General features: G+C 73.2%; 22 protein-coding genes, 2 tRNA genes and 1 other RNA gene. 13 read left to right on the top strand and 12 right to left on the bottom strand.

Features of this window, described 5'->3' with window-relative positions:
• The first annotated feature begins 572 nt into the window (after positions 1-572).
• Positions 573-1,199, top strand: a complete 627-nt coding sequence (locus tag LQ51_RS05090) for an NADPH-dependent F420 reductase (RefSeq protein WP_046563489.1) — start codon at positions 573-575, stop codon at positions 1,197-1,199.
• A gap of 73 nt (positions 1,200-1,272) precedes the next feature.
• Here LQ51_RS05090 and LQ51_RS05085 read toward each other — a convergent pair whose 3' ends face one another.
• Complete coding sequence (locus tag LQ51_RS05085; protein WP_046563488.1) at positions 1,273-3,084, bottom strand: VanW family protein; 1,812 nt, start codon at positions 3,082-3,084, stop codon at positions 1,273-1,275.
• A 186-nt stretch (positions 3,085-3,270) separates the two neighbouring features.
• Between LQ51_RS05085 and nudC the strand changes: the two genes are divergently transcribed.
• From nudC to LQ51_RS05070, 3 genes are all read left to right on the top strand, one after another.
• The gene (gene nudC, locus LQ51_RS05080) at positions 3,271-4,194 is read left to right on the top strand and encodes an NAD(+) diphosphatase (protein WP_046563487.1); all 924 of its coding nucleotides are present in this window, start codon (positions 3,271-3,273) and stop codon (positions 4,192-4,194) included.
• A 451-nt stretch (positions 4,195-4,645) separates the two neighbouring features.
• A complete protein-coding gene (locus tag LQ51_RS05075) occupies positions 4,646-5,188 on the top strand; it encodes a DUF6230 family protein (protein WP_046563486.1) in 543 nt (180 codons plus the stop codon).
• A gap of 92 nt (positions 5,189-5,280) precedes the next feature.
• Positions 5,281-6,846, top strand: coding sequence for a DUF6114 domain-containing protein (locus LQ51_RS05070; RefSeq protein ID WP_046563485.1), 1,566 nt, complete (start codon positions 5,281-5,283; stop codon positions 6,844-6,846).
• A gap of 103 nt (positions 6,847-6,949) precedes the next feature.
• On the opposite strand, the gene LQ51_RS05065 is transcribed toward LQ51_RS05070, so the two are convergent.
• On the bottom strand, positions 6,950-8,620 hold the full coding sequence (locus LQ51_RS05065) for a DUF885 domain-containing protein (protein ID WP_046563484.1): 1,671 nt from the start codon (positions 8,618-8,620) through the stop codon (positions 6,950-6,952).
• 178 nt (positions 8,621-8,798) lie between these two features.
• On the opposite strand from LQ51_RS05065, the gene LQ51_RS05060 reads away from it, so the two are divergent.
• Complete coding sequence (locus LQ51_RS05060) at positions 8,799-9,770, top strand: DMT family transporter (protein ID WP_046563483.1); 972 nt, start codon at positions 8,799-8,801, stop codon at positions 9,768-9,770.
• 183 nt (positions 9,771-9,953) lie between these two features.
• Here LQ51_RS05060 and LQ51_RS05055 read toward each other — a convergent pair whose 3' ends face one another.
• Together LQ51_RS05055 and LQ51_RS05050 are read right to left on the bottom strand one after the other, a co-directional pair.
• Positions 9,954-11,024, bottom strand: coding sequence for a PHP domain-containing protein (locus LQ51_RS05055; RefSeq protein ID WP_046563482.1), 1,071 nt, complete (start codon positions 11,022-11,024; stop codon positions 9,954-9,956).
• A 68-nt stretch (positions 11,025-11,092) separates the two neighbouring features.
• On the bottom strand, positions 11,093-11,854 hold the full coding sequence (locus LQ51_RS05050; RefSeq protein ID WP_046563481.1) for a M23 family metallopeptidase: 762 nt from the start codon (positions 11,852-11,854) through the stop codon (positions 11,093-11,095).
• 110 nt (positions 11,855-11,964) lie between these two features.
• Here LQ51_RS05050 and LQ51_RS05045 point away from each other — a divergent pair, with 110 nt between their 5' ends.
• From LQ51_RS05045 to LQ51_RS05035, 4 genes are all read left to right on the top strand, one after another.
• Positions 11,965-12,357, top strand: a complete 393-nt coding sequence (locus LQ51_RS05045) for a hypothetical protein (RefSeq protein WP_197087530.1) — start codon at positions 11,965-11,967, stop codon at positions 12,355-12,357.
• Positions 12,358-12,428: 71 nt separating this feature from the next.
• Positions 12,429-12,599, top strand: coding sequence for a hypothetical protein (locus LQ51_RS33265; protein WP_197087529.1), 171 nt, complete (start codon positions 12,429-12,431; stop codon positions 12,597-12,599).
• Between the two features lie 119 nt (positions 12,600-12,718).
• Complete coding sequence (locus LQ51_RS05040) at positions 12,719-13,243, top strand: tRNA adenosine deaminase-associated protein (RefSeq protein WP_046563480.1); 525 nt, start codon at positions 12,719-12,721, stop codon at positions 13,241-13,243.
• A gap of 130 nt (positions 13,244-13,373) precedes the next feature.
• Positions 13,374-13,859 (top strand): nucleoside deaminase, encoded by a 486-nt coding sequence (locus tag LQ51_RS05035; RefSeq protein WP_369799820.1) that lies wholly within the window; start codon positions 13,374-13,376, stop codon positions 13,857-13,859.
• A 166-nt stretch (positions 13,860-14,025) separates the two neighbouring features.
• Here LQ51_RS05035 and LQ51_RS05030 read toward each other — a convergent pair whose 3' ends face one another.
• The 3 genes from LQ51_RS05030 to deoD all read right to left on the bottom strand — a co-directional run bounded on the left by LQ51_RS05030 (position 14,026) and on the right by deoD (position 15,925).
• Positions 14,026-14,469, bottom strand: a complete 444-nt coding sequence (locus LQ51_RS05030; RefSeq protein WP_046563478.1) for an acyl-CoA thioesterase — start codon at positions 14,467-14,469, stop codon at positions 14,026-14,028.
• Positions 14,466-15,104, bottom strand: coding sequence for a TetR/AcrR family transcriptional regulator (locus tag LQ51_RS05025; RefSeq protein ID WP_046563477.1), 639 nt, complete (start codon positions 15,102-15,104; stop codon positions 14,466-14,468). The genes LQ51_RS05030 and LQ51_RS05025 overlap by 4 nt, the downstream gene beginning before the upstream one ends.
• A gap of 113 nt (positions 15,105-15,217) precedes the next feature.
• Positions 15,218-15,925 (bottom strand): purine-nucleoside phosphorylase, encoded by a 708-nt coding sequence (deoD, locus tag LQ51_RS05020; RefSeq protein WP_046563476.1) that lies wholly within the window; start codon positions 15,923-15,925, stop codon positions 15,218-15,220.
• Positions 15,926-16,000: 75 nt separating this feature from the next.
• Between deoD and LQ51_RS05015 the strand changes: the two genes are divergently transcribed.
• Positions 16,001-16,087, top strand: a tRNA-Ser gene (locus LQ51_RS05015).
• 75 nt (positions 16,088-16,162) lie between these two features.
• Here LQ51_RS05015 and LQ51_RS05010 read toward each other — a convergent pair.
• From LQ51_RS05010 to LQ51_RS04995, 4 genes are all read right to left on the bottom strand, one after another.
• Positions 16,163-16,747: a SigE family RNA polymerase sigma factor gene (locus LQ51_RS05010; protein WP_231605386.1), complete on the bottom strand. Its 585-nt coding sequence runs from the start codon at positions 16,745-16,747 to the stop codon at positions 16,163-16,165.
• Positions 16,748-17,353: a permease-like cell division protein FtsX gene (locus LQ51_RS05005; protein ID WP_046563475.1), complete on the bottom strand. Its 606-nt coding sequence runs from the start codon at positions 17,351-17,353 to the stop codon at positions 16,748-16,750.
• Positions 17,354-17,493: 140 nt separating this feature from the next.
• Positions 17,494-17,988, bottom strand: a complete 495-nt coding sequence (locus LQ51_RS05000) for a hypothetical protein (protein WP_231605376.1) — start codon at positions 17,986-17,988, stop codon at positions 17,494-17,496.
• A gap of 32 nt (positions 17,989-18,020) precedes the next feature.
• Positions 18,021-18,707: a hypothetical protein gene (locus LQ51_RS04995; protein WP_046563473.1), complete on the bottom strand. Its 687-nt coding sequence runs from the start codon at positions 18,705-18,707 to the stop codon at positions 18,021-18,023.
• 408 nt (positions 18,708-19,115) lie between these two features.
• Here LQ51_RS04995 and LQ51_RS04990 point away from each other — a divergent pair, with 408 nt between their 5' ends.
• Positions 19,116-20,297, top strand: coding sequence for a right-handed parallel beta-helix repeat-containing protein (locus LQ51_RS04990; RefSeq protein ID WP_046563472.1), 1,182 nt, complete (start codon positions 19,116-19,118; stop codon positions 20,295-20,297).
• An 80-nt stretch (positions 20,298-20,377) separates the two neighbouring features.
• Here the strand turns inward: LQ51_RS04990 and LQ51_RS04985 are convergent.
• Positions 20,378-20,462, bottom strand: a tRNA-Ser gene (locus LQ51_RS04985).
• Positions 20,463-20,544: 82 nt separating this feature from the next.
• Between LQ51_RS04985 and ffs the strand changes: the two genes are divergently transcribed.
• Positions 20,545-20,634: signal recognition particle sRNA small type (gene ffs, locus LQ51_RS31785), an RNA gene on the top strand.
• Positions 20,635-20,741: 107 nt separating this feature from the next.
• Positions 20,742-21,990: DNA polymerase III subunit gamma and tau (locus LQ51_RS04980; protein ID WP_046563471.1), on the top strand; the 1,249-nt coding region annotated here is incomplete at its 3' end.

Below are 21,990 nucleotides of genomic sequence, written 5' to 3'. Positions count from 1 at the left end.
CCCACCCCGAAACCCCAAATGGAACGACACCGATCGCCGCAGCCCGGGCTTCCCAGCGCACCGAAACGACGTTTTGCCGCAAACAGAACCAACTACGGCACCGGTCGCCGCAGCCTGGGGCTTCCCAGCGCACCAATACCACGACCTGCCGCAAACAGCACCAACCACGACACCGGTCGCCGCAACCCCAGCGCTCCCCAAGCGCACCGATACCACGACCTGCCGTAAACGGAACCGACCAAGACGCTGGCTGCCGCAGCCCGGGGCTTCCCGGCGCACCGATACCACGACCTGCCGCAAACGGAACCAACGAAGGCGCCAGCTGCCGCAGACTGGGGCTTCCCAGCGCACCAATACCACGACCCGCCGCGAACAGCACCGTCCAAGACGCGTTCGGCCGAATGGCCGCGTGCCGGCCGGCGACTCTCGTACCGTCGGGACGGGGAACCGGCCGCGGCGCAGACGTGACGCGCGGTACGCCCCGGTCCCCGATCGAGCCGCGCCGGTCGGGGTACCTGCTGATGGTTCGACCGGAACTGACCGCCGGGCGCCGGCGGAGGCAGGAGTGGTCCATGAAGATCGGAATCATCGGGTCGGGAAACATCGGCGGCACGCTCACCCGCCGGCTGCGGTCCCTCGGGCACGACGTGACGGTGGCCAACTCGCGCGGGCCCGAGAGCCTGGCCGACCTCGCCGGGGAGACCGGCGCCACGGCCGGGACGGTGGAGGACGCCGTGCGGGACGCCGAACTGGTCGCCATCGCGATCCCGGTGAAGGCCGTGCCGGACCTACCGGCCCAGCTCTTCGACGGCAAGCTCGTGGTCGACACGGACAACTACTATCCGCAGCGCGACGGCGAGATCCCCGAGCTGCTCGACCGCAGCCTCAGTTCCAGCCGGTGGACCGCGGACCGGCTCACCGGCGCCCGGGTGGTGAAGGTCTTCAACACGATCCAGGCCGCGCACCTGATGGAGAACGGGAAGCCGGCGGGCAGCCCGGACCGGATCGCCCTGCCCGTCGCCGCCGACGACGCGGACGCCAAGCGGGTGGTGATGGAGCTGGTGGACGAGCTGGGCTTCGACCCGGTGGACGCCGGCACGCTCGACGAGAGCTGGCGCCAGCAGCCGGACACCCCCGTCTACGGCGCCGACCGGGACGCCGAGGGGGTGCGGCAGGGCCTGGCCGAGGCGCGACCCTGAGCGCGTACGACGAGGAAAAGCCCCGCCGGCGACGAGCCCGGCGGGGCTTTTCCGTGCCTGCGCCCGGTGGGCGTCAGGCGGTGGGCTTCGGAGCGCAGATGAACCGCGGCTCCGGGTCGTAGCGCCAGCTGAACTTCTCGCGCTTGACCACCTTGCCGCCCTTCTTGATCACCCGGTACGCGTCCTGGGCGAAGCCCACGCTCCCCGCCGCGGAGATGCAGTTGGGGCCCGGGTCCAGGTAGACGGTCTTCGGTTGGGTGATGTTGCGGCGCGGACCGTACTCGGTCTTGACGCTGTCGTAGATCCTGGTGCTCCAGATCGACACGGTGATCGTGCTGCCCGTGTACGAGGTGTCGATGAGCACGCCGTACGGGGTGTTGTTGCGGAACTTGAAGTCCAGCTGCGGCCAGTAGATCGTCGACTCGATCACCGCGGGGTAGCGGCTGAAGTAGAACGAGTGCGGCTTGTGTTCGACGTCCTCCAGGCCGGCGTAGTAGGTCGCGTTGAACAGCGTGGTGGTGAACTGCGAGACGCCGCCGCCCACGCCCGGGACCAGCTTGCCGCCCACGATGGTCGGCGCGTCCTGATAGCCCTGGTCGTATCCGCGTTCGCCGGTGTGGCCGTTGAGCGAGAAGGTCTCGCCGGGGCGCAGGATCGTGCCGTCGACGTCCTTGGCCGCCTGGACGATGTTCTGGCTGCGCGGGGAGGAGAGACCGCCGGTGAACCGGGTGGTGAAGGTGGAGACCCGTTCCCGGATGCCCAGCTCGGCGAGCTTCGCCTCGGTCAGCTCCGGCTGGGCCGGGGTCAGGTCGGCCCGGACGGTACGGCCGTCGGCCTTCGGCAGGACGGCCAGCAGGCCCTGGCTGAGGGCGGCGGTGTCGACCTGGCGGCCGGCCCGCGCCGGCACCACCTTGGGCTTGCCACCGGAGATGGTCAGGCCGGCGTCCTTCGGCGCCACCTCGATCCGGGCCAGGGCGTCACCCAGCGCGGCCCGCAGCCGCTTGACGTCGACCCGCGGGGTGAGCCTGCCTGCCTGGTCGGCGGAGAAGCGCAGGCCGCGGGCGATCGCGGCGGGCGGGATGGTGACCGAGCCGCGATCGGTGGCGAGCTTCACCGGCGCGGCCACCGCCGGCCGGGCCAGCTCGGTGAGGAGGCTGTCGACCTCCTCGCGGCTGGTGGCCGGCCACTGCTCGACCAGCGGCACGGTGACCGGTTGGGCGGCCAGCCAGCCCGCCTTGACCGCGGCGGCCGCGCCGTCCTGGTCGACGGTGAGCGCGGGCTTCGGGTAGACCGGCTTGGGGGTGGTGCCGGTGAAGATGATCGCCGGCATGGTCATCTCCCGGCCCTGGTTGCCCATGGCCTGCCGGAGGGTGACCGCCAGCCGGTCGGCGTCGACCGTCACCACGGGGTCGACGGTGCGGGAGCCGACCAGGCGGCTGACCGGGTGCGCGTCGACGGCGGAGGCGGCCGCCACGGTGGCGTCCACGTCGATCGCGAGGCCGATGTCGGCCGGCCGCACCGGCATGCTCCGCTCGCCCACGGTGAGGGTGATGGGGGCGCTCAGCGCCGCGGCCCGGCGGTCCAGCTCCGCCGCCAGCACCCGGGCCGCCGCGGCCCGGCTCCGGCCGCCCAGTTCCGCGCCGAGCACGGTGGTGCCGCGGGGAACGTCTCCCGCGTAAGCCCAGGCGCCGGCACCGACCCCGGCGGCGAGCACGGCGGCGGTGAGCCCGCCGGCGAGCAGCAGCCGGCCCCGCCGGTGCCAGGCGGGGCGGCCCGGTACCGGGGCGGCGGTGGGTTCCGGTTCGTCGTCCGGCCAGCTCACCGCGGTGACCTTCACCGTGGGCCGGTCGTCGGCGGGCGGGAGTTTCTCCCCGTACAGCGTCACAGCAACCTCGATCGGAAGTACCACGTGGGGACCGCTTCCCCCACCCGGAAGACACCTACGGTAACCAACGCTCGACCTGGTCGGGAGTCGCTGGCCGGGCACCGCCCGTCGGCCGGCCGGTGGGTGTCGCGACCGTCACCCGGGCCGGGGCGATCGCCGCGTCCGGGTTCGTGGCACTGTGAGCGGGTGCGGACCGACGAGCAGGGACCGGCGTACGGCGGGGGTTGGCTGGACCGGGCCGCGGGTTTGCGCGCCGACCCGGGCTGGATCTCCGCCCGCCTGGCCGACCGGGAGAGCGTGCTGCTGCCGTTCTGGCAGGACCGCTGCCTCGTGTCGGCGGAGCGGACGCCGGTGCGGTTGCCCACGGTCGACGCGGCCGGGCTGCTCGCCGCCGCGGGCGAGCCGGTCTTCCTGGGCCTGGACGCGGGGCGCCCGGTCTTCGCCGTCGACCTGTCCGGTAACCCGGAACCGGCGGCGTTGCGGCTCGCCGGCGCCGCCGAGGCGGTCGACGTACGCGCCATCGTGGCGGGGCTGGGGGCGGCCGAGGCGGCCGTCCAGGCGTACGCCAAGGGGATGCTGCACTGGCATCGGGGTCAGCGCTACTGCGGCGGCTGCGGGGCGCTGACGCGGCCACGCGAGGGCGGCCACGTGCGGGCGTGCGGCGGGCCGGACTGCGGCCGGCTGCACTTCCCCCGGGTCGAGCCGGCGGTGATCATGCTGGTGGAGGCGCCCGGGGAGCCCGGTCGCTGCCTGCTGGCGCGGCACCGGGGCGCGGCGGAGGACGGCTGGTCGATGCTGGCCGGCTTCGTGGAGGTGGGCGAGAGCCTGGAGGACGCGGTCCACCGGGAGCTGGCCGAGGAGGCCGGGGTGACCGTGTCGCGGCTGGCCTACCAGGGGTCGCAGGCATGGCCGTTCCCCGCCGGGTTGATGGTCGCGTTCCGGGCGACGGCGGCCGGCACCGGGTTCGAGGTGGACGGCGACGAGGTGGTCGAGGCGCGCTGGTTCACCCGGGATGACCTGCGGGCCCGGGTGGCGGCGGGTCGGCCGCTGGGCCGGATCGACTCGATCGACCGGCACCTGCTGGGGTCCTGGTTGGACGGCCGGAGCTGAGCGGCGGGCCGACCGGTCAGCCGGCCCGCCCGGACGGGTGAGCTGCGGATCATCCGCAGCGGTCCGCCAGCTTCCCGTTACCGAACTGTGATGTATATCCGTGACGGCTACCACACGTGAAACCTGCCGGCATCCGTGTCGTAATCCGGGTGGTTTGCCCGGGGGTTCTCGCTACCTAGACGTTAACCGTCGGTAACACTCGGCGATCTTGATACCACGGGTGTGTTACTGGTCAGTAGCAAGGGACTTGTGAGGTGTGTCGCTTCGCGAGAGCATCCAATCCGCGTACTGCGCGGTCCGTTCGGCACAACGGTCTCCGCGCCGCCCCGCAGCTTTCCCGTCCCGAGGCGCGACCCGCGCCCGGTGACGAACCCCCGTCGAGGAGGACCTTGTGAGTGAATCGGAGAACCGTCAGCTGAGTGGCGGCACCCGCTGGCGTCGCTTTGCCGCGATGATGGTGCCGGCGACCGTCGTGGCCGGCGGCATCGTGCTGGGCATGGCGAACGGCGCGATCGCCGCCTCGTTCGCCGTCTCGGGCCAGACCTTCAAGGTCGGCGCCTCGAAGCTCGAGGGCGACGGATTCAAGCAGTACGGCGGCTTCGCCAAGGAGAAGGACGGCACCGTGCACCCGGTGGCCGTCTCCGAGATCTCCAACGCCAAGCTGTACGACCTCTGCCAGTCGGTCAAGGTGCCGGACCTGCCGGTCGTGCTGACCATCAACGCCGGTGGTGGCGGCAGCCCGGCCACCGCCAGCGGCCTGCTGATCGACATGGACTCCCTCGAGGGCGACGCGGAGTTCACCAACATCAAGATCGGCCGCGACGCGACCGACCTGAACGCGTCCGCCACCCCGAAGTCCTTCGGCCAGAGCGCCGACAAGGTCGTCATCACCGACCTGGAGCAGGTGGCCCGCTCCACCAGCGCCGGCGTCTTCACCCTGAACGGCCTCAAGCTCAAGGTGAACGTGGGCGCAGCCGCGAAGGAATGCTTCTGATCTGATGTCGAGGCCCGCGGAGGGCGCCCTCCGCGGGCCTCGACTCTGTTCCACCGCCTTGACAGCACCGCCAGTACCGCCAGGAGGAACACGTGACAACCACCGAGACGCAGCATGCGCGGCCCAGCCGGCTCGGGCAGGCGTGGGGTGGGTTCCGCCGGTGGCGGCGGGAACGGCCCTTCTGGGGAGGCCTCTTCACCGCGCTGGCCGGCCTGGAGATCTTCGGCACCACACAGATGAGCCTCGGCGGCCTCACCTTCCAGATGGGGCCGACCGGTTTCCTGTCCTGGCTGATCCCGGTCATCCTGGTCGCCTGCGGGATGCTGCTCTGGTTCAGCCCCGCCCAGCGCATGTTCTACGCGATCGTCGCGGCGATCACCGCGCTCTACTCGCTGATCGGGGTCAACCTCGGCGGCTTCTTCATCGGCCTGCTGCTCGGCATGATCGGTAGCGCGCTCGGCTTCGCCTGGGTGCCCCGGAAGCAGCCGGCCGCCCCCGCCGAGGAGGCCGCGGCCGCCGCCGAGGCGGACGCCGCCGAGGAGACCGACGGCGACGAGCCCGCCCTGGTCGACGAGTTGCTGCCCCGGCAGCGCGAGGACGAGACGACCGGGGTGCTCACCGACACGCTGCCCGAGCCGCGCAACCCGCTGCGGGAGCCGGCCCCGGGCGAGCCCCGCGGGTCGGCCGACAGCACCGAGGTGCTGCCGGCCGTCGGACCCGACGCCCGCGAGGGTGACGGCCGCCGCGACCCCAAGCTGTACGCGATCCTGCTGGTGCTCGCCAGCGTGTCGACCGTGGGCCTGCTCGGGCTGCGCGATCAGGAACCGGCCATCGCCGCCCCGGCCGCCTGCCCCACCACCAGCAGCGCCCCGGCCAGGCCGGCGCGGACCACCTCGGCGTCCCCGGCGGCCAGTGCCGAGGCCAGCGCCGCGCCGGCCGAGAAGAAGAGTTCCGGCAACCTGCTGACCAACATCATCGACGGCATCACCGGCCTGTTCACCGGTGACGACGAGCCGGAGGCCGCGGCGAGCAGCCCGGCACCCACGCCCGAGCCGACGGCCACCGGCGCCGCCCCGACTTCCGCCCCGACCAGCGCCGAGCCGACGCCGAAGGCCACCGCCCCGGCCAGGCCCGCCAGGCCGGCCAAGCCCGGCACCTGCGACCGGCCCACCCCGGCCAAGCCGAAGCCGGTCGAGGCGGGCAAGCCGCTGCCGAAGATCGCCGCCGAGGCGAACCAGCCCCGGGTGGCCGCCCAGCCCTCGAAGCTGACCGGCTCGAAGGTGACCATGACCGGGTTGCACTTCGACGGGGTCGTCGACCTGCCGACCGGGGACGGCACGCTCAAGGTGCTGAAGTTCAGCATGGAGAAGGCGGTGACCGACGACTTCGTCCTGCTGGCCGACGGTCCGGCCGGCAAGCGCCAGCGGTACGTCACCGACCGGCTCACCGTCCAGGGCGACGTGGCCTTCTACGCCACCCGCTTCGTCGGGTACCTGCTCGGCATCAAGATCACGCTGACCCCGGACCTACCGTTCCCGGACGGCATCCCGATCACCTCACCCATCCCGATCACCTTCACCGACCCGACGATCGACCTGGCCTTCGTCGACTGCAACCGGCTGACCGCCAAGCCGCGGCTCAACCTCGACCTGGCCTGATCCCGGACGGCCGGACGGCCGGGAGTTGGAGGTGATCCTCCGACTCCCGGCCGTCCGTCGTGCCGGGCCGCTGTGCGGTCCCCGGCCGGGAACCCGGCCCCGGCTACAGCCGGGCCAGCGCCCGGCGCAGCGGGTCGAGCCCCAGCGAGCCGAGATCCAGCGCCTGCCGGTGGAACTCCTTCAGGTCGAAGTCGGCGCCCTTGCGGGCCTTCGCCTCCTCCCGGGCCTGCAGCCAGATCCGCTCCCCCACCTTGTACGAGGGCGCCTGCCCGGGCCAGCCCAGGTAGCGGTTCAGCTCGAAGCGCAGGTTCTCGTCCGGCACCCGGCAGTGCGCCCGCATGAACTCCCAGCCCAGCTCCGGCGTCCACCGTTCGCCCGGGTGGAAGCCGAACGGGTTGTCCCGGGGAATCTCCAGCTCCAGGTGCATGCCGATGTCGACGATCACCCGGGCCGCCCGGAACGCCTGGCCGTCGAGCATGCCGAGCTTGTCACCCGGGTCCTCCAGGTAGCCCAGCTCGTCCATCAGCCGCTCCGAGTAGAGCGCCCAGCCCTCACCGTGCCCGGAGACCCAGCAGAGCAGCCGCTGCCAGCGGTTGAGCAGCTCGGCGCGGACCGCCGTCTGGGCGACCTGGAGGTGGTGGCCGGGCACGCCCTCGTGGTAGACGGTGGTCACCTCGCGCCAGGTGGAGAAGTCGGTGATGCCCTGCGGCACCGCCCACCACATCCGGCCGGGCCGGGAGAAGTCCTCGCTCGGGCCGGTGTAGTAGATCGCGCCGTCACTGGTCGGGGCCAGGCAGCACTCGATCCGGCGGACCTGCTCCGGGATGTCGAAGTGGGTGCCGTGCAGCTCGCTGATCGCCTTGTCGGCCAGCGCCTGCATCCAGTCCCGGAACGCCTCCTTGCCCTGGATGGTGCGCGCCGGGTCGGCGTCGAGCGCCGCGACGGCCTCGTCGATGGTGGCGCCGGGCCCAACGATCCGGGCGGCCACCGCCCGCATCTCACCCTCCAGCCGGGCCAGCTCCGCGAAGCCCCAGGCGTACGTCTCGTCGAGGTCGACCCGGGCGCCGAGGAAGTACTGCGAGGCCAGCTCGTACCGCTCCCGGCCGGCGGCCTGCTTCTCCCGGCCCCGGGGAGCCAGCTCGGAGCGGAGGAACTGCCCGAACTCGGCGGTGGCGGCGGTCGCCGCGGCGGCGCCCTTGCGCAGGTCGGCGTCGAGCGCCCCGGCCGCGCCGAGCCGTTCGACCAGCCCGTGGAAGAAGTTGTCGCCGTCCGGGTCGGTCCAGATGTCGCACTGCTTGGCGACCTCGGTCAGCTGCGCCCGGGAGCTGACCCGCCCGGCCTGGGCGGCCTCGCGCAGCGTCCGCTTGTAGCCCTCCAGCGCGGCCGGGAAGCGGTTGAGCCGGGCCGCGATGTTGGCCCGGGCGTCCTCGCCCTCGGTCGGCATCAGGTCGAAGACCATCCGGAGGTCGTGCAGCCCGCTGGCGATCACGTTGACCTCGCTGGTGGTCTCGCCGGCCTCGTGCCGGGCGAGCTCCAGACCGAGGCGCTCCTGCATCGCCTCCTTGGCGGTCCGCTCGGCCTCGGTGTCCGGCTCGGTCACGTCGAGGTCGGCCAGGGCGCGCCGGGTCAGGTCGGCGCGGGCGGCGTACCCCTCGGGGGTCAGGTCGTCGAGCCGGTCGTCGTAGCCGGCGATGCCGACGTAGGTGGCGCCGGTCGGGCTCAGCGGGGCCCAGTCGGCCACGTAGCGGTTGGCGAGGTCATCGATTCGTCCCACCCTGCGACCCTACGTGACCGTACCGCCCTGTTGTCGACCGTCTTTGTCGCGTTCGGGCCGGCCACCGGGCGGGCCCGACGGCGGGTACGACCGGCGGGTCACCGCGGTCGCTGTGGCGGCCGACACGTGGTCCGAATCTCGCGCGACTTCGTCGTACCCCTGCGGCAGAGTGTCATGAGTGACCGGCGATTTCACTCCTGACCGGGCGCCGCTGCGAAGCTGGCTGCCCGGCTTCCTCGCCCTCGGTGTGATCTGGGGTTCGAGCTTCCTGTTCATCAAGGTCGGGGTGACCGAGCTGCACCCCCTGCACCTCACCCTCTACCGGGTCGCCACCGGCGCGGCGACCCTGCTCGTGGTGCTGGCCGTGCTGCGCGACCGGCTGCCCCGGGAGCCCCGCGTGTGGGCGCACCTGGTGGTGGTCGCCGCGTTCGGCGTGGCCCTGCCGTTCACCCTGTTCGGCTACGGCGAGCAGCGGGTCGAGTCGATGCTCGCCGGGATCTGGAACGCGACCACCCCGCTGATCGTGCTGCCGCTGGCCGTCCTGGTGTTCCGCACCGAGCGGTTGACCGTGCGTCGGGCCATAGGCCTGGGGCTGGGCTTCGCCGGGGTGCTGGTGGTGCTCGGCGTCTGGGAGGGCGTCGGCGGCTCGCACTTCCTCGGCCAGCTGATGTGCCTGGGAGCGGCGGCCTGCTACGGCGTGGCCATCCCGTACCAGAAGAAGTTCATCGCCGACACCGCGTACACCGGGCTGTCCCTCTCGGCGGCCCAGCTGCTGGTCGCTACGGCGCAGCTCGCGGTGGTCGCGCCGCTGGTGGCCGGCGCCCCGCCGGCGCCGGCCGGGCTCTCCGGCCGGGTGCTGGGCAGCGTGCTGGCGCTCGGCGCGCTCGGCACCGGCCTGGCCTTCGTGATCAACCTGCGCAACATCCGGCTCGCCGGGGCGAGCACCGCCTCCACCGTCACCTACCTGATCCCGGTGTTCGCGGTGCTGGTCGGTGCGGTCGTGCTGGGCGAGCGGATGAACTGGCACCAGCCGGTCGGCGCGCTGGTGGTGCTCGTCGGCGTGGCGGTGGCCCAGGGCATGCTGGGCCGGCGTCGCCCGGCCCCGGCCGCCGGCACCACCAGCCCGGCACCGGTGCCCGCCGGCCGCTGACCCGCCCCGGCGTCCGCGCTCAGCCCGGCGTCCGCGCTCAGCCCGGCGTCCGCGCTCAGCCCGGCGTCCGCGCTCAGCCCGGCGTCCGCGCTCAGCCCGGCGCCGGTGCCCGGGCCGGACCTGAACCGCCGGCCCGGGCCGCCACCTCCGCCGGCCGCCGGCCCGTCGCCGGCGGCGCGGTCGTCAGCGGCGGGCGGCCGTCCACTTCACCAGGCGGTCGGCCGTCCAGGTGTTGACCACCCGGTTCGCCGGTACGCCGCAGAGCGCCGCCCGCTCGCAGCCGAACCGCTGCCAGTCGAGCTGCCCCGGGGCGTGCGCGTCGGTGTTGATGGCGAACCGGCAGCCGGCCTCCAGCGCCCGGCGGATCAGCCGCTTCGGCGGGTCCTGCCGCTCCGGCCGGGAGTTGATCTCGACGGCGACGCCGTGCTCGGCGCAGGCCGCGAAGACCGCGTCCGCGTCGAAGTCGCTCTCCTTGCGGGTACGCGCCCGGTGCCCCCGGTCGCCCGGACCGGTCACCCCGGCGGGCCGGGACGACACCATCCGGCCGGTGCAGTGGCCCAGGATGTCCAGGTGCGGGTTGGCCACCGCCGCCAGCATCCGCCGGGTCATCTTCGCCCGGTCGTCGTTCAGGCCGCTGTGCACCGAGCCGACCACCACGTCGAGGCGGGCGAGCAGTTCCTCGTCCTGGTCCAGCGACCCGTCGGCGAGGATGTCCACCTCGATGCCGGTAAGGATGCGGAACCCCTTCGGCAGCGCCTCGTTGACCGCCGCCACATGGTCGAGCTGCTTGCGCAACCGGGCCGCGGTCAATCCCCGGGCCACCGTCAACCGGGGCGAATGGTCGGTGAGCACCACGTACTCGTGGCCCAGCTCGACCGCGGCGAGGGCCATCTCCTCGATCGGTGAGCCGCCGTCGGACCAGTCGGAGTGGGTGTGGCAGTCGCCGCGCAGCGCGTCCCGCAACTGCTGCGCCGCCGCGTCCAGGTCGGTGCCCTCGGTGGCGACCAGCCGGCGCAGGTAGACCGGCTCCTCGCCGGCCAGCGACTCGGCCACACAGCGGGCGGTGACGTCACCGACGCCGGACAGCTCGGTGAGCTTCCCGGTCCGGGCCCGCTCGGCCACCTCCGCCGCGGGCAGCGCACCCAGCGTGTTCGCGGCCGACCGGAACGCCCGCACCCGGTAGGTGGCCTCGTTCGCCCGCTCCAACAGGAACGCGATCCGGCGCAGGTCGGCGATGGGATCCCGGGCAGTCATGACTGCAACCTACGCGTCCGCGCCGCCGGCCGCGGGGCGTCCCGCCCCGGGTGTCGGGAGTGGACCGGTCAGCCGCCGCCCCCACCCGAGCTGGGCGCCTTCGGGCAGCCGTGCTTCCGCTGCCAGGCCGCCACCTCGGCGGCCGGCCCCCGGTTGCCCTTTTTCCGCCACGAGCTCAGGTAGGGCGCCGGCCAGACCACGCCCCGCCGGATCCACCAGTCGTTCTGGCCGGTGCACTTCGGGGAGAGGCCGAAGTGCAGGTGGCAGACGTTGTTGGCGTTGCCGGTGTGGCCGACCTTGCCGAGCTGCTGGCCGGCGCGGACCCGTACCCCGGCGTCGATGCCCGCGGCGACCGCGCTCAGGTGCGAGCCGTAGTAGCGGACCCCGTCGTCGCCGAGCAGCGAGACCGACAGCCCCCCGTTGTACGGGCCGAGCGGGCCGCTCCGGCGGAACCGGTCCACCCGGCTCACCTCGAGGATCCGGCCGTCGGTGACCGCCACCACCGGCTCGCCGCAGTCGGCGAAGATGTCCGTCCCCGGATAGGCGGAGTGCGTCGGGTGGAAGGCCACGTTGCCGGCCCGCACCGGGAACACGTGCCGCGCCGGCGTACGGCTGGGCGACGGGCTGGGCACCGCGGTGCTGGGCGCGGCGGACGGCGACGCGGCGGGCTGCTCGGCGGTGACCGGCCCGCTGCCCGGACCCTGCCAGGAACTGCCCGGGCCGGCCGGGTCGCCGGCGCCGGGGGCGCACCCGGCGGCCAGGGCCGGGACGAGCAGCAGCAGGACCGGTAACGCGGGGCGCGGACGGCGGCCGGTCGATCGCGAGCGCATCCGGTCATCCTGGCAGAGAAGTACGGTGGGGACGAACGCCGGAGCCGGCCCCCGCAATGGTCGCTCTGCGTGACGTCGGGGGGTGCACGGTCGGTGAAGGGAGCGGGGCGATGAGCGGGTGGCACGCGGGACCCGGTGAGACCGGCCCCGGCCCGGCCCGGCCGGTGCCACGGGCCCCGTCGGGGCTCTTTCCGGCCGGCGCGCCGATGCGGCCGGTCTGGCGGGAGCCACACCCGGTCACCGGCGCCGGGGTGGCCGTCGGCGCCGTGACGGCCTTCGCCTGGCTGCTGCTGTTCGGCCTGCTCGGACGGGACGTGCCGGGCTACGCCTGGTGGACGCTGATCGGCGGCACGCTGGCCTGGCTGGCCGCCGCCGCACTGGTCCGGTACGGCGACCGGGGGGTGGCGACCGGCATCGCGATCGTCACCGCCGGCGGCTGGAGCATCGCCGCGGCGGTCGTCGCGGTGCGCTGGGCGCAGAGCGGGAACTGGCCACTCTGGTGACCTTGGGTGACGTCGCCGCTGCGTAGCGAACGCCCCTTGACGTACCCGCGGTGACGGTCCACCCTCGCGGTATGGCCTGGACCACCCCGCCGCGGCTCGACCCCGAGCGGAGCCGCCGCCGTCTCCAACTCCTCGCCGAGTTGGCCGGCGCCCGCACGGTACGTCAGCGCGAGCGGCCGCAGCGGGTACGCACCGAGCGTCTGCGCCAGCTCATCGCCACCCGCCGGCGGATCGCCGGCTGACCGACTTTCTCCAGGAACGGCCGGCCCTTCGGGGCGTTGACCGGTCGCCTGCCGACCCGACCGGTTAACGTGCATCGCGTGACGAGTCGGCATGCTGCCGAGGCCAAATTGGGGGGACCGTGTCGTACTTCGCTGCTGCCGTGGCGCGCGTCGAGGGCGGCTGGACCGCCGAAGAGGTGAGCCTGCGGGGCGTCACCGACATCGAGGAGGTCGCCGACCGGCTCCGCGATGCCGAGCCGGACGCCGACCTGTCGCTGCTCTTCGTCGAGGCCGACGACACGTACCTGGTGATCCTGCGCCTGGACGAGGGGGAGGACCTGCGGGTCTTCGGCTCCGACTCGGCGTACGCCGAGGAGTCGCGGCTCGGCGCCCTGCTGGTCGGTGACCTGAAGACCTCGGTCACCGGGCTCGAGGAGGTCGAGGAGCCCCCGGCGGCGGCCGGCGGCGACGAGTCCGAGCAGCCGGCGGTGGACCCCGAGGCCGACCCGGTGGGCGATGCCGACCTCCTCGCCGACCTGGGGATCCCCGCGCCCAAGCTGCTCGCGCTCTGCGGCCACGAGGGCATGATGCCGGCCGACGTCACCGCCGAGATCTGTCAGGTCCTCGGCTGCGCGGACGAGGTCGAGGAGCTGCGTGAGGTCTGAGCCGTCCGGCCCGTTCTGGACCGGCGGCGGCGAACCGGCCGACGCCACCGACCCGGCGCTGGAGACCGTACGCCCGGGGCAGCCCACCCCGGGCCGGGCGGGCCGGGTCGGTCCGGGCGCGCAGGAAGGGCTGGCCGACCCCGGCGGCGTGGGCCGACGGCAGCGGCACGAACTGTGGATGCGCCGGGCCCTGGAGGTCGCGGTGACCGGCCCGGACGACGGAGCCGACGCGGTCGAGGACGTCCCGGTGGGCGCGGTGCTCTACGGCCCGGACGGCACGGAGCTGGCCATCGGGCGCAACGAGCGGGAGCTGACCGGGGACCCGACCGCGCACGCCGAGGTGCTGGCGCTGCGGCGGGGCGCCGAGCGGCTGGGTCGCTGGCGGCTGGAGGACTGCACGCTGGTGGTGAGCCTGGAGCCGTGCACGATGTGCGCCGGCGCGATCGCGCTGGCCCGGATCTCGACGGTCGTCTTCGGCGCGTGGGAGCCGAAGACCGGCGCGGTCGGCTCGCTCTGGGACGTGCTGCGCGACCGCCGCCTGCCCCACCGCCCCGAGGTGTACGGCGGCGTGCTGGAAGCCGAGAGCGCCGCCCTGCTCCGCGCCTTCTTCCGGTAGGCCCGGACCGGCCCGGCCGGGTCGCGTCCGTTCCGGCGGGGCCGGGCTGTGTCTGTTCCGGCAGGCCCGGTCCGTTCCGGTGGGCCCGGGCCGCGTCCGTCCGGTGGGCCCGGGCCGCGTCGGTTCGGGCGGGGCCGGGCCGCGTCCGGCTGCGGCGGAGGGTCGGTCAGGCGGGCAGGGCGGCGGGGCGCAGCAGGGTCGCGGCGACGGCCCGGGCGGCCTCGGTCCAGGCGGTCGGGCGCAGCGTGGCCGGGTCCAGCCGGACGATCGAGCGGGTGCCCTCGGCGTGGAGCGTCTCCCCGTCCGGCGAGCGGAACTCGAAGGCGTACCGGGCGCTGGTGGTGCCGAAGTGCTCCAGCCAGAAGTGCACTGCCAGCGGGCCGACGCCGGTGACCGGGGCGCGGAAGGCGATGGTGAACTCCCGTACGGCGTGGAACACGTCGGGGGCGCTGTGCCGCCCGGCCGAGAAGGCGATGCCCCGCTCGGTCCAGTACGGCGTGAGCGCGCGCTCCAGCAGCACCGCGTACCGGGCGTTGTGCAGGATGCCCATGGCGTCGAGGTCGTCGAAGTGCACGGTGACGTGCTCGACGTGACCGAACTGGTGGCTCATGACGGGCCTTCCGTTAGCAGGGTCGGATTGGGGCTGAGCGCGCGCAGCCGGTTCAGCAGGCCCAGGCGGGCGTGCCGGTAGGTGGTGTCCGGGTCGAGCAGCCGGGAGCGCATCACGGCGCTGATGCCGAACGCGTCGATCTCGTAGGCGAGCTGCGCGACGTCCAAATCGGCGGGGAGTTCGCCGAGGTCGACGGCCTCTTGGACGAGCCGTTCGAGGAAGGCGGTCCAGCGCTGGAACGCCTCGGCGAGTCGGTCCCGGATCGGGCCGGGACGCGCGTTGTACTCGAACTCGGTGTTGGCGAAGAAGCAGCCGCCGGGGAGCACCCGGGCGGCGTAGAAGTCGATCCGGGCCTCGTGCAGGGCCTGCAGCCGGCGTACCCCCCTGGGAGCGCGCAGGGCCGGCTCGATGATCCGCTCCTGCCACTGCGCCACGGCCCGGTCGACGGTGGCGAGCTGGAGCGCCTCCTTCGAGCGCCAGTGCGCGAAGAGGCCCGACTTGCTCACCTCGAGCCGGTCGGCGAGCTGGCCGAGGGAGAGCCCGTCGAGGCCGACCTCGGTGGCCAGCGCCACCGCGGTGTCCAGCACGGCGCGGCGGGTGCGGTCGCCGCGGGCGACGCGGCCGTCGGAGGTCATGCGGGCAGCGTAAACCAAAATAAGACCGACCGGTCGTATTAATTTATGTGACGTGGAACGCGTCCGCCCCGCCACCGGGATGGTGACGGGGCGGACGGAACGGGCTGAAAAGGTCAGGCGATGGCGGTGTCCAGGGCGATCTCGACCATCTGGCTGAAGGTCTGCTCGCGCTCCGCCGAGGTGGTCTTCTCGCCGGTCTTGATGTGGTCGCTGACCGTCAGGATGGTCAGCGCCCGAGCCTTGAACCGGGCCGCGATCGTGTAGAGCGCCGCCGACTCCATCTCCACCGCGAGCACCCCGTAGTCGGCCAACCGGTCGTAGAGGTCCGGACGGTCGGTGTAGAAGGCGTCCGCCGCCAGGATCGGACCGACCCGCATGCTGATGCCGCGCCGCTCGGCCACCTCGACCGAGGTACGCAGCAGCCCGAAGTCGGCCACCGGGGCGTAGTCGATCAGCCCGTCGAAGCGCATCCGGTTCATGTTCGAGTCGGTGGACGAGCCGATCGCCGCCACCACGTCCCGCAGCTGGAGGTCCTCGGTGAGGGCGCCGCAGGAACCGACCCGGATCAGCGTCTTCACGCCGTACTCGGTGACCAGCTCGTGGGCGTAGATCGAGGCGGAGGGCATGCCCATGCCGGAGCCCTGGACGGACACCTCGACGCCGTTCCACCGGCCGGTGAAGCCCAGCATGCCGCGAACCGTCGTGTAGCAGCGGGCGCCCTCGAGGTAGGTCTCCGCGATCCACTTGGCGCGCAGCGGGTCACCCGGCATCAGGACCCGCTCGGCGATCTCTCCCGGCTCAGCGCCGATGTGCGTACTCATGGCAACGATCCTGCCAGGCCGGGCCCGGGGATACCGGTTCGGCGTCCAGACCCGGGGTCCTGTAGCCTACTCGGCGGTGGCGTGTCCGAGTGGCCTAAGGAGCACGCCTCGAAAGCGTGTGAGGGTTTACGCCCTCCGCGGGTTCAAATCCCGCCGCCACCGCTCGTGAACAGCGAGAACGCCCGGTCGATCCGCGAGGATCGCACCGGGCGTTCCGCATGTGGTCTCATTTCCGGCTCAGGTGCTGACGAAGTCCTCGCCGAGCAGGTCCCGGATCCGGCTCAGCGCCCTCGCGTCGCGCATCTTGACCGCGGAGGCCGAGATGCCGAGGATCCGGGCGACCGTGGCGACGCTCTGGTCCTCCCAGTGCCGCAGCACCACGATCGCCTGATCCCGCAGCGGCAGGGTGGACAGCGCGGTCATCAGGGTGACGTGCAGGTCCCTCGCCGTCTCCGGTCCGGGCCGCTCCGGCGGTCGCGCGCAGACGACCTCGGTGTCGCGGCGCCGCCTCCGCTGGTCGAAGACGGCGTTCATGAGGACCCGCCGGCTGTACGCGTCGAGGTTCGCGCTCTGCCGGATCCGGCCCCAGGAGGCGTACATCTTCGCGAACGTGATCTGGGTCAGGTCCTGGGCGAGGTGCCAGTCCCGGCACATCAGGTACGCGGTGCGTCTCAGCCGGGGTGCGGCTGCCGCGACGAACGCGCTGAAGTCGTCGTCCCGGGCGCTGCGCGCGCGTCGTCGTGCGCTGCCCCAGCGCGCGAGCGGGCCGGCCGGAGGATCGGCGGCCGGCACGGTGTACACGTCGACCTGTCCGCTGGTCACTCATTCTCCCCAGGAGCCCGAGCGGGTCGGGCACGGGTCGCCGACAACCTCGTCGACGCCGCTCCTGTCGTCGAACCGCGCCACGAATCGTGGAAAGTCCGTCGCCCTCGCCAGTCCGACGCGGAAGGACTCGGGAAACTGGTCCGGCCGGACCGCGGCGACGACATCGGGGTTGTCCCGGTAGGACTCCTTGAACCTGGCGTACGCCTCCTCCCGGGTCACCAACGTCACGCTCCGGACGAGCGGATCCGACCGGAGCGCGTCGCGCAGGTCGTCACGCTGCCGCTCGGTGATTTCCTGGCGGAGGAAGACCCGGACGTCCGCGGCCTCGCGCCCCGTCCGCCGGTCACAGGCGAGGCCGGGGGACGGCATCGGTGCCGCGGCCGCCACCACCGGCGGCGTCGCTCTCGTCTCCGGTGCCAGGTTCAGCGCGAGCAGGGTGGCGACGACCGTGACGACACCGGCCAGCGCGCCTCCGGTGAGCAGCTGGCGCCTGCGGCGCAGCGCCGTCCCGGCCGACATGGCAACTAAGGCAAGGTCTCCGGTGGGAGGTTCGGGCTCGGTGGCGAGCGCCCGCTCGAAGAGGACGCGCAGGTTCTGACTCACGATCGCTCCTGATGTTCGACGGCTTCCTCCCTCAATGACTGGTCGAGCCGCCGCATCGGTCACATGGAACCTGGCGGCACGCCGTGCTGCCTCGTGGGCGGGGGACGCACACGTCCGTTCTGCGGCGGCCGGTGGTCGCCTCAGCAGGGGCCGTAGCCCTCGTCGAAGAGGCGGCGCGCCCAGTCCGCGTACCCGGCGATGATTTTCCGGACCGTCATGCCGTCGTGCAGGAAGAGGTACGCGCGGTCGCCGTCGCGGGCGAGCAGCCCGTCGAACCGGTACGAGTTCTGCGGGGCGGCCAGCTCGACCGCAGCCGGGAAGGTGTCACGCACCTCGGTCACCGGGGTGCCGACGCTGATCCCCTCGGGCGTGCTCATCGGATCGGCGAGCCAGAGCAGGACCAGGCGGTCGCCGGCGAAGACCGCGCTGACCGCCTCGTGCCCGGCCAGCGTCGGTCCGCACGCGTCGACGTCCGTCCGGAGCATCCCGCGCCGGGTCAGCTCCTGCTCGGTGTCGCCGAATTCGGCGTCGCGCAGCCCGCCGAGGCCGACCACCTCGGCGGCGCCGACCGGTCGGGCCGGGACCTCCGGCCCTTGTGGACGGACGCCGCTGCCGGCGATCGAAGCGGCCGCCATGAGTGCGGCGATAAAGCCCAATTGCCGTAGTTTCATGCATTCCCCCAGTCCACAACGGGACCGAGGGGATGAGGTTGCTGGTGCGGCTCGGATTGCCGGCGTTCCCACTCCTCGGCCAGCTCGTCCCAGTAGTCCGCGGAGAGTCCGCGGCGGCCGTGGGCCAGCCAGCCGGCGGTGTCCCGCTCCAGGTGCAGACCCAGCTCGGCGAAGTAGTCGATCCACGCTCCCGGCTCGGCGCCGAGCCGGGCCAGCGCCGCGTTGATCGGCCACTCGGCGCGCGGCCGGTCCAGCGTCCGATCGACACACGGCCCCCAGCTCAGCGCGCCGTCCAGCCACACGGCCGCCGCCTGGTGACCCAGCCCGCCGGCGAACTCCGCCTCCAGGTACGCCACCGGTCCGCGCCGGGACCACCGGGCCAGCAGCTCCGCCAGCTCCGGCCCGGCCGGCGGCGACTGCCCGGTCCCGGTGTCGCCGTGCCCGGTCCGGCCGCCGCGGCCGGTCAGGTCCGCCCCGAGGACGAGCCGGAACGGCTGCTCCGGGGACACCTCACCGGTGACGAAGTCGGGCAGCCCGCCGGTCAGCTCCGTCACCAGCTGCGGGGTGACCGGCAGCAGCGCGAAGTCCTGCCGGAGCGCGGCGAGCACCGCGTGGTCCAGCTCCGCGGTCTGCTCGCGCAGCAGGTCGACGTCGGCGACCACCGCGCTGAGCTGGTAACTCATCCGATCCCCCGGGCGTCCACAGGCTGTGGATGGAACATGTGTACGACGGGGTGGCCCCGGTGGATGGGGGTCGTCAGCGTGACGGCCGTCAACGTCGTACCCGGTCGACGGTACCGGGGGTGGGCCGCTCCCGCCCCGGGGTGTGCGGCGGGCCCACCCGCCCCGCTCGCTCGCTCCCTGCCGGGAAAGGTCCGTTTCGCGGGGCAGACGGATCGGCGGCCGGCTGGAAGGATGGCCCTCGATGCAGCGCCGGTACCGCCGCTGCCACGGGGGATCCATCACAGACGGATAGCACTGCGCGCAGCCCGGCACCCGCCGGGCCGCGCGTCGACCGTTGGCATCCTCCGGGGCCGGTGGCGCCGCCGCCGCACCTCGCCCACCCGGGCGAGCCCACCCCCAGGAGGAAATATGCAGGACAAGCGTTCCGACCGGCGTTCTCTGCTGCGGGCCGCCGCGGTCAGTGCCGGCGCCGCCGCCGTCGCCGCGCCGGCGCTCGGCGGCATCACCCCCGCCCAGGCCGCCGCGCTGGCCTCCACCGGCGCCATCCCGTGGGTCGGCCCCGCCGGCTCCGGCGCCACCTACGAGGTGAACACCACCCTCGGCGCCCAGGCCGCCATCAACGCCGCGCTGGGTAGCGCCTCGATGAAGGCCGTCTTCGTGGCACCCGGCCAGTACAAGCTCAAGTCCCCGGTGGTGCTCGGCGACAAGCAGGCGCTGATCGGGGCCGGCCCGCTGGTCACCATGCTGCGCGCGGACACCGGCTTCAGCGGGTCGGCCCTGGTGATGAACCCGTGGACCGCGGCGCTGGGCGCGATCGGCGCCTCCCGGCAGTGCGTCAGCGACATCGGGCTCGACGGGGCCAACCTGGTGGCCAACGGGCTCAACTTCCAGATGAACGCGACCCCGACCGCGTACGGGCCGGACCCGGCGCCCTGGCTGACCCGGGTCTTCGTCACCCGGACCACCGGCGACGGCATCTACCTCGGCGGCACCTATGCCGGCGGGCAGCGGGAGTTCAAGCTGACCGACTGCCGGGTCGAGAACGCGGGCGGCTGGTCCTACAACCTGCAGTCCTCCGACGGCTTCGTCAGCGGCTGTTCGGCCCAGGGCGGCGATCTCGGCGGGTACCTGATCGGCGGCGGCAACATCAAGGTCTGGGGCAGCAAGGTGTACGGCACGGGCACCTCGACGGCGGCCGGGCCCGGCTTCAAGATCGAGTCCTCCCGTGCCACCGTGGTGGGGTGTGAGGCGCAGGACACCGCCGGCAACGGGTTCGAGATCCGCGCCGCCAACTGCACGATCTCCGGCTGCACCGCCGACTCGACCGGGTTCGGCAGCAGCGACGCGGACTCGGCCGGCTTCTACGTCGCCGCGTCGGCGGCGAGCATCGAGGGTGGCTCCTTCCAGCGGGCCGGCGGCGGCGGAAAGTGGGTCGTCGCGGGTGCCGGCATGCGGACCGCGCTCTACCTGGCCAGCGGCGTCGACTACCTCTCGGTCCGGCTGGTCACCGGCTCGGCCCGGGAGACCCCGTTCGTGCGCCTGATCACGGGCACCGTCGGGGCCCGTTCGTCGGTCTCCGTCCTGGGCTGACCGGGCGGACCGGACGTACCTAGCGCGAAGGGCCGGCACCCCACCGGGGGCCGGCCCTTCGTTTTTCCAGCTCAGGAGAGCGGAGGATACGAGATTCGAACTCGTGAGGGTGTTAACCCAACACGCTTTCCAAGCGTGCGCCCTAGGCCTCTAGGCGAATCCTCCGCGAGCCAGGATACAGGTACCCGACGGCCCGGACACCCCACCACCCCCTGAAGATCCACGCCGGGTCGGGTAGGCTTGGCGGCACCTCCCGTGCGGCGGTATCTCGTGAACCTCCCCAGGGCCGGAAGGCAGCAAGGATAAGCGAGCTCTGCCGGGTGCACGGGAGGCCTTTCTGTCTCCGGGTGCCGGTAACGTCGCTGCGGGTCAGGTCACGGAGTGGTGGGTGGTCACCCGCGCCTGACCGGCGCAGAATGGCTCGGTCGAGAGGAGGCGGTACGGGTGGCACTGGCCCTTTACCGCAAGTACCGGCCCCGGACGTTCGCCGAGATGATCGGCCAGGAGCAGGTCACCGAGCCGCTGTCGCAGGCGCTGCGCAGCGGCCGGCTCAACCACGCCTATCTCTTCTCCGGCCCGCGGGGCTGTGGCAAGACCTCCAGCGCCCGGATCCTGGCCCGCTCGCTCAACTGCGAGCAGGGCCCGACCCCCGAGCCGTGCGGCCAGTGCGAGTCGTGCCGCGGGCTGGCCCCCGACGGTGGCGGGTCGATCGACGTCATCGAGATCGACGCGGCCAGCCACGGCGGTGTCGACGACGCCCGGGAGCTGCGCGAGAAGGCGTTCTTCGCGCCGGCCCGCAGCCGCTTCAAGATCTATATCGTAGACGAGGCGCACATGGTCTCGTCGGCCGGCTTCAACGCCCTGCTCAAGCTGGTCGAGGAGCCCCCGGAGTACGTCAAGTTCATCTTCGCCACCACCGAGCCGGAGAAGGTCCTCGGCACGATCAGGTCGCGGACCCACCACTACCCGTTCCGGCTGTTCCCGCCGAAGGTGGTCCGGCCCTATCTCGAGCAGCTCTGCGAGGCGGAGGGGGTGACCGTCGAGCCGGCGGTCTTCCCCCTGGTGGTGCGCGCCGGCGGGGGCAGCATGCGGGACAGCCTCTCCGTGCTGGACCAGCTCATCGCGGGCGCCGGCCCGGAGGGGGTCAGCTACGCGCGGGCCGCCGCGCTGCTCGGGGTCACCGACGCCGCGCTGATCGACGAGATGTGTGACGCGCTCGCCGCCGGGGACGGCGCGGCCGCGTACGCGACCATCGACCGGGTGGCCGAGGCCGGGCACGACTCCCGCCGGTTCGCCTCCGACCTGCTGGAACGGCTGCGTGACCTGATCGTCCTGCAGCAGGTGCCGGATGCCGCCGCCAAGGGCCTGATCGACGGGCCGGCCGACCAGATCGAGCGGATGGCCGCCCAGGCCCAGCGGCTCGGCCCGGCCACCCTGTCCCGCTGTGCCGACATCGTGCACAACGGACTGGTCGAGATGCGCGGCACCACCGCGCCCCGGCTGCTGCTGGAGCTGATCTGCGCCCGGATGCTGCTGCCCGGCGTGGACGACTCCACCGGCGGCCTGCTCCAGCGCCTCGAGCGGATGGAACGCCGGCTCACCCTCGGCGCCGCCGAGCCGCCGCCGGCGGCCGCCGGCTCCGCGCCGGCCGTGCCCGACCCGGGGGTACGCCCGGCGCCTCCCGCCCCGACCG

It is taken from the genome of Micromonospora sp. HK10, from assembly GCF_000982955.1.
In the GTDB taxonomy this organism is placed as follows: Bacteria; Actinomycetota; Actinomycetes; order Mycobacteriales; family Micromonosporaceae; genus Micromonospora.
The sequence above is the reverse complement of the archived record's forward strand: the minus strand, read 5'-3'. Positions and strand labels throughout refer to the sequence as shown.

Coding starts and splice junctions, on each gene's coding strand:
- LQ51_RS05000 (WP_231605376.1), bottom strand. CDS start 17,988: ATGGCGGCCGCTTCGATCGCCGGCAGCGGCGTCCGTCCACAAGGGCCG.
- LQ51_RS33265 (WP_197087529.1), top strand. CDS start 12,429: ATGGCCTGGACCACCCCGCCGCGGCTCGACCCCGAGCGGAGCCGCCGC.
- LQ51_RS05050 (WP_046563481.1), bottom strand. CDS start 11,854: ATGCGCTCGCGATCGACCGGCCGCCGTCCGCGCCCCGCGTTACCGGTC.
- deoD (WP_046563476.1), bottom strand. CDS start 15,925: ATGAGTACGCACATCGGCGCTGAGCCGGGAGAGATCGCCGAGCGGGTC.
- LQ51_RS05025 (WP_046563477.1), bottom strand. CDS start 15,104: ATGACCTCCGACGGCCGCGTCGCCCGCGGCGACCGCACCCGCCGCGCC.
- LQ51_RS05030 (WP_046563478.1), bottom strand. CDS start 14,469: ATGAGCCACCAGTTCGGTCACGTCGAGCACGTCACCGTGCACTTCGAC.
- LQ51_RS05075 (WP_046563486.1), top strand. CDS start 4,646: ATGATGGTGCCGGCGACCGTCGTGGCCGGCGGCATCGTGCTGGGCATG.
- LQ51_RS04995 (WP_046563473.1), bottom strand. CDS start 18,707: ATGAGTTACCAGCTCAGCGCGGTGGTCGCCGACGTCGACCTGCTGCGC.
- LQ51_RS05045 (WP_197087530.1), top strand. CDS start 11,965: ATGAGCGGGTGGCACGCGGGACCCGGTGAGACCGGCCCCGGCCCGGCC.
- LQ51_RS04990 (WP_046563472.1), top strand. CDS start 19,116: ATGCAGGACAAGCGTTCCGACCGGCGTTCTCTGCTGCGGGCCGCCGCG.
- LQ51_RS05055 (WP_046563482.1), bottom strand. CDS start 11,024: ATGACTGCCCGGGATCCCATCGCCGACCTGCGCCGGATCGCGTTCCTG.
- LQ51_RS05090 (WP_046563489.1), top strand. CDS start 573: ATGAAGATCGGAATCATCGGGTCGGGAAACATCGGCGGCACGCTCACC.